Origin of the sequence: Streptomyces ossamyceticus, assembly GCF_001418475.1 — a bacterium.
Lineage (GTDB): Bacteria > Actinomycetota > Actinomycetes > Streptomycetales > Streptomycetaceae > Streptomyces > Streptomyces ossamyceticus.
The window spans coordinates 1-5,809 of record NZ_LIQX01000423.1; the positions used below are offsets into that span (position 1 = coordinate 1).

Consider the following 5,809-nt stretch of genomic DNA (forward strand, 5'->3'; position numbering starts at 1 on the left):
CCCCCGCCCGGCGGGGCTACGCCGCGCGCACCCCGTGCACGGCCCGGCGGTCACGGAGCACCGCCGCCGCGTGAGCAGCCGACGCCAGGGTCATGTGCCGGTGCCAGCCCTGGAAGGAGCGGCCCGCGAAGTCCCGTATCCCCGTCTGCTCGGACACCTGACGGAAGGCCAGCTCCACGGTGTCGGCCAGCGCGGCGAGCGCGAGCGGGGCCTCGTCGGAGCGGTACGGCGCACCGGCCCCGCGGGCTGCGCCGACGCCGGGAGACGCGCCCGGGCCGGGGGCCGTGCCCCAACCGGAGGGCGCGCCCGGGCCAGGGGCCGCGCCGAGGGCGGGCGTGGTGGCCAGCCAGTACCGGTCGGGGCCCCGGGTTCCGGCCGTCCACCGGGCGAGGAGCAGCAGCGGCTGCCGCGGGGCGGCGGGCAGGACGACCGGCAGCGCGGCCCGCACCCCGCGTCCCTCGGCGGGTCGCCACAGCCGCCGGCACCCGGCGACGAGTTGGTCCGCCGTGGCCGGCCGTTCGCTGTAGCTGTGCAGGACCGAGGCGTCGATCCGCAGCGCGGTGGCCGCCGGCACCCGGACGACGGCGGGCACCCCGGCCGGGCCGAGCACCCGCAGCAGCCGCGCGGGGTCGAGTCCCTCCGCGTCGACCACGACCGGTCGCCCCGACGGCAGACCGCGGCTCGCGTCGAGGGCGAGCCGGCCCGCGACCTCCTCGGGCCCGGCGGGCAGCGCGCCGGCCGGGATCTGCGCGCGGCGGCGGCGCCCGGGGTCGTCGAGCCAGGCGCGGGTCAGCAGCAGCGACCAGTCGCAGGGGACGGCCGTGTGCTCGGACGCGAGCCAGGCGCCGTACGCCTGCTGCCCGTGGACGGTCAGGCCGAGGTGCGGCACGAACTGCTGGTCGACACCCACGGAGTGCGGCCCCGCCTTGGGGATCACCAGGGGCCGCACCACCCACGCGCGGGGAGCGACGGCGTCCTCGACGTACCCGGCGAGCGCGTGCCGCACCCGCGTCCAGTCCCACGAGGAGTTGCTGATGAAGTGGTGGACGCTCTGCTTGGCGGGCTCCCGGTCGGCGGGCTCGCCCTCCATCCAGTCGGCGATGTTCCGCAACGTCTTGCGTCCGGGCACCGACAGCAGGGCCCGGACGTACCGTTCCGCCTTGAGCCGCTGGCCGCGCCGCGGCATCGAGGCGAACAGTCTGGAGCAGAGCTCCGCGATGTGGTCGCGATGGTCGTACATCGGCCTTCCCCCTCCGGACGGCGGCCGGAGCGGCTACTCCCGGCCAAAAAACACACTGGCCGTCGGCGGTACCGAGCCTTTCCCGGCCCGATTCCGCCTCGGTCCCGCATGGCGGGAAGTCGCTGGCGCCGTGGGCCAACAGGGGCAGAACGGGCGCTCCGGAACGAGGGGTTGAAAATGGCCACCAGTTGACCTGGCGAGCCGTCACAGGAAATAAGCGTTTACCGTGACACTGCGGTTGCGGAGCGTACAAGTATCAATTGATGCGATCGAACAAGCCTGCATAGAATCTGGCAGCTGTCGATCAGACCTGAAAGATCGTCGACGGGGGGCTGTGCGAAGATGGCACATCGTGCTGCAGAAATTCGGAGCCCGAGATTCCGAATCCTTGGCGTTCTCGAAGGCCGGCACGAGGATTCGCCGCTGAAACTGGGCGGGGCTCTCCGCTCACGCACACTGGTGATGCTGCTCCTGGAAGCGAACCGCGTCGTTCCCGTGCCACGCCTGGTGGAGGCCGCCTGGGACGACAATCCGCCGATCAGCGCCTCGCACCAGATCCGCAAGGCGGTCGCCGAACTACGGCAGCGCATACCGGGCGGGGCCGAAATGATACTGACCGACGGCCCTGGCTACCGGGCGTCGGTGGGCGAGGACCAGCTGGACCTCAGCCAGTACCGCTCCCGGCTGCGCAGGGCGCGCAAGGCCGTGGAGGAAGGCCGCCGGGCCCTCGCCGCGGAGGAGCTGAGAGCGGCCATGGAGCTGTGGCGCGGCCCGGTCATGGCGGGCTTCGGCGGTTCGGTCATCGACGCGGCCTCGGCGGCGCTGGAGGAGCAGCATCTGGCGGCCGCCGAGCAGCTGTTCAGCCTCCAGCTGTCGGCCGGCGAGGCGTCGTCGGTCGTCGGCGAACTGCGGGTGCTGGTCAATCAGCACCCGCTGCGGGAGACCCTGCGCGGGCAGCTGATGCTGGCGCTGTACCGCACGGGACGGCAGGCCGAGGCACTGGAGGAGTACGGGCGCGTCCGGCACCTGCTCGCCGAGGAACTGGGCATCGACCCCAGCGGGGCCCTGACGAAGCTCTACGAGGACATCCTGCGCCAGAGCCCCGAACTGGCCCTGCCCGAGCCGGTCCGGGAGCCGGCCGCGCCGCCCGTCACCGCCCCCTCACCGCCGGCGGGCGAACCCGGCCCGACCGCGCCGTCCGCCCTCCCCGCGCCGTCCGCCGCGGCGACGCCCACCACCGTGCCCGCGCCGCCCCTGCCGGCCATGCCCTCGTCGCCGAGCACACTGCCGTACGCGCTGCGCGACTTCTCCGGCCGCGCCGCCGAGATGGACTGGATCCGTGAGACGGCCCTCGACAAGGACGGGGTCTGGGCGCACATCGTCGCCATCGACGGCATGGGCGGAAGCGGCAAGACCGCGCTCGCCGTGCAGGCCGCCCACCAGCTCGCCCCGTACTGGCCGGACAGTCAGCTCTTCGTCGACATGCGCGGATTCACCCCCGGCCAGGAGCCGTTGAGCTCGGCCGCCGCGCTGGACGCGCTGCTGGCGTCGGCGGGGGTGCCCGGCGAGGAACTGCCCGACGACCCCGCGGCCCGTACCGCGCTGTGGCGTTCGATCACCGCGCAGCGCAGGCTGCTGATCGTCCTCGACAACGCCGCCACCGCCGACCAGGTCATGCCGCTGATCCCGGCCTCCCCCGACTGTCTCACCATCGTCACCAGCCGCCCCCGCCTGGTGGACCTGGACGGCGCCCGCTGGCTCTCGCTGGACGTGCTGACCGACGACGACGCCACCGAACTGCTGGCCCGGACCCTCGGCCGCGACTGGGTGGAGCGCGAACCGGAGGCGTGCGCCCAGCTGATCCGGCTCTGCGGCCGGCTGCCCCTCGCGATCCGGATCTCCGCCGCCCGTCTCAGGAACCGCTCCCACTGGACGATCCAGCGGCTCGTGGACCGGCTGCGCGACGAGACCCGCCGCCTGGACGAACTCAACTCCACCGGCCGCAGCGTCGCGGTCGTGCTGCGCATGTCGTACCAGGCGATGGACGAGGGCAAGCGCACCGCCTTCCGGCTGCTCGGCCTGCACCCGGGCCGGAACATCGACCCCGCGGACGCCGGGGCCCTCCTCGACTGCCACCCCCACGACGCGGAGGAGGTCCTGGAGCACCTGCTCGACGCCCACCTGCTGGAACAGCGCGAGCCCGGCTGGTACCGGATGCACGATCTTGTCCGGAGCTTCGCCCGCGGCCTCCTCGGCACCGAGCAGGCCGGGGAGCAGGAGAACCAGGCGGTGGGGCGGCTCCTGGACCACTACGTGCTGACGGCGGAGAGCGCCTGCGACACGCTCTTCCCGAAGCGGCCCCGGTTCCCGGAGTTCCTGCCGCCCGGCCGCCCCCTCCACCCCGGCTTCGCCACGGCCGACGAGGCCCTCCAGTGGCTGGACCGGCAGCGCGACAGCCTGCTCTCGGCGGTGGACCTGGCCGTGGAGAACGGCCACCTGCTGCACGCCGCGTACCTGCCGCGCGCCCTCGGCTTCCACTCCCACATCAGGAACTACCCGCACGACCTCCAGGAGACCAACCGGGCCGCCGTCGCCGCCGCCCGCAGCCTCGGACAGCCGGTCCTGCTGCGCATCAGCCTGACCAACCTCGCGATGGGGCAGTGGAGGCTCGGCCTGTACGAGGAGTCCGCCGCGCATCTGCGGGAGGCGCTGGACGTCGCCCGCGGCGGCGACCGGCTCGGCGAGGCCGTGTGCATGAGCAGACTGGGCCAGGTCTACAACAGCCTCGGCAAGTTCGCCGAGGCATTGGAACTGCTCACCGGCTCCGCGTGCCTTCAGCAGGAGCTCGGCCAGGTGCGCGAGGAGGCGGTGAGCCTCGGCCTGCTCAGCTCGGTCAACGCCCGCCTCGGCCGCTACCAGGAGTCGGCCGACGCGGCGGCCCGCTCGCTCGCGCTGTACCGGGAGATCGGGGAGATCAGCAACTCCATCGTCTCCCTGTCGACGCTGGCCCTGGCCCTGCTGGGACTACGAAGACCGCAGACCGCCCTGGAACGGCTCGACGAGGCCCTGCAACTCTGCGACCGGCTGAACAAGCCCGCCAACACGGCCCTCATCCTGTCCTACTGCGCCGACGCCTATGTGATGCTCGGCCGGCCCGAGCAGGCGCTGCCCTACATCGAGCGGGCCGCGGAACTGGCCGCCGCCGAGACCACCGCGCGCCGGGCCACCGTGGAGAACGCCGCCGGCCGGGTGCTGCGTGCGCTGGGGAAGTTCTCCGAGGCCCGCGACCGGCATCGCAACGCCCACGACCTGGCCTCCGGCATCGCCTTCCGCTACGAGACGGCGCAGGCGCTGCACGGCCTGGCCAGGGCCGGCGAGGAACTCGGTGACCACGCGAGTGCCCAGGAGCACCGCCGCCGGGCCGACGAGCTGTTCGCCGAGATGGGGGTGCCGCGCGAGGCCCACCGCCTCGCCTGACCCTGCCCCCGGCCGACGCCGGACGACCGGCACCGGACGACGGCATCGGACGACCGGTGCCGGAACAGACAGCGGGCCCCGGCCTCTTTCGAGGCCGGGGCCCGCGACGCGCTGGCCGTCAGCTGGAACGACGTACCGGGTGGTTCACGCGGCCTGGAGCACCGGCGACCGCCGTACGACCGACGGCCCGTGGTCGTCGTTCAGGGGGCCCGACGCGGACGCGACCGAGGGGCCGTGGTCGTCGTTCAGCGGGCCGGAGGCGGACGCGACCGAGGGGCCGTGGTCGTCGAGAGGCGCGACCGAGGGGCCGTGGTCGTCGGCGAGGACCACTCGCGCGGTTGCTCCGGAGGGCCCGTGGTCGTCCGCCAGAAGAGAGCCGACCGGACCTGTCACAGCAATCCCCCAAATGCCAGCCGTAGCGATAACGCCGATCACGCCGGTCATCTTGCCGCGCATTCTGTGCCCCTTCGGTGGATGTCATCTCCTCTGACACCACCGACATTTCCAGTACCTCCTCCCGTGCCGTTCCTCTCTTCCGACCTGCGTCTTCCTCGCCTCTGAGCTGGGAAAACAGCACCGTTACCGCCTCATTCCCGCGTCTCTTCCCGCCTTTCTACCCGTCTTTCCGCCGACCGCTGTCCCGTTACCGTCTCAGGCTTCCCGGCCGGTCCCGAAACCGGTTTTCCAACCGGTTTTCCAACCGGTTCCGAAACCGGCTTTCCAACCGGTTCACAAACCGGATCGTCGACCGGTTTCTCCTCCCGCACGTCGGCGCGGAGAAGTTCCACCGCGCCATCGCTGCGCCGAGCCGCCTCCCGGGCGGTTTCACCGGACACGACCACATATCCGTTGCCGGTGCCGCCCGGAAAAGGAACGGAGTCGCCCGGGGAATAGGGGAAATTCACCGCCTGGGTATACGGCAGGGCGCAGATGCTGTCGATTCCCGCGACCGTGCGCAGTCGCCCCGCGGGCATGCGGAAGAAATCGATCGCGGCGAAACGGGCGGGCTCGGGCACCGGGCCCAGCTCCTTGCCGAGGAGAGCGGCGAATACCGCCGCCTCCAGATCGAGGCCCCGGGCGATGTCCACGAGC

At 72.6% G+C, this 5,809-nt stretch carries 3 protein-coding genes and 1 pseudogene; 1 reads left to right on the plus strand and 3 read right to left on the minus strand.

Annotated features, from left to right (window positions below):
- Positions 1–16: 16 nt before the first annotated feature.
- The gene (locus AOK15_RS27995; protein ID WP_055521134.1) at positions 17–1,240 is read right to left on the minus strand and encodes an IS701 family transposase; all 1,224 of its coding nucleotides are present in this window, start codon (positions 1,238–1,240) and stop codon (positions 17–19) included.
- 462 nt (positions 1,241–1,702) lie between these two features.
- On the opposite strand from AOK15_RS27995, the gene AOK15_RS48370 reads away from it, so the two are divergent.
- Positions 1,703–4,717: an AfsR/SARP family transcriptional regulator gene (locus AOK15_RS48370; protein ID WP_055521135.1), complete on the plus strand. Its 3,015-nt coding sequence runs from the start codon at positions 1,703–1,705 to the stop codon at positions 4,715–4,717.
- 144 nt (positions 4,718–4,861) lie between these two features.
- On the opposite strand, the gene AOK15_RS28005 is transcribed toward AOK15_RS48370, so the two are convergent.
- Both AOK15_RS28005 and AOK15_RS45235 read right to left on the minus strand, forming a co-directional pair.
- Positions 4,862–5,110, minus strand: a complete 249-nt coding sequence (locus tag AOK15_RS28005; RefSeq protein ID WP_148087352.1) for a hypothetical protein — start codon at positions 5,108–5,110, stop codon at positions 4,862–4,864.
- Positions 5,111–5,304: 194 nt separating this feature from the next.
- Positions 5,305–5,809: pseudogene (locus AOK15_RS45235) on the minus strand (hypothetical protein); the annotation flags it as partial.

Bases quoted from the DNA above. Each gene is read 5' to 3' on its own strand.
- AOK15_RS48370 (WP_055521135.1), top strand. From the start codon at position 1,703: ATGCTGCTCCTGGAAGCGAACCGCGTCGTTCCCGTGCCACGCCTGGTG.
- AOK15_RS27995 (WP_055521134.1), bottom strand. From the start codon at position 1,240: ATGTACGACCATCGCGACCACATCGCGGAGCTCTGCTCCAGACTGTTC.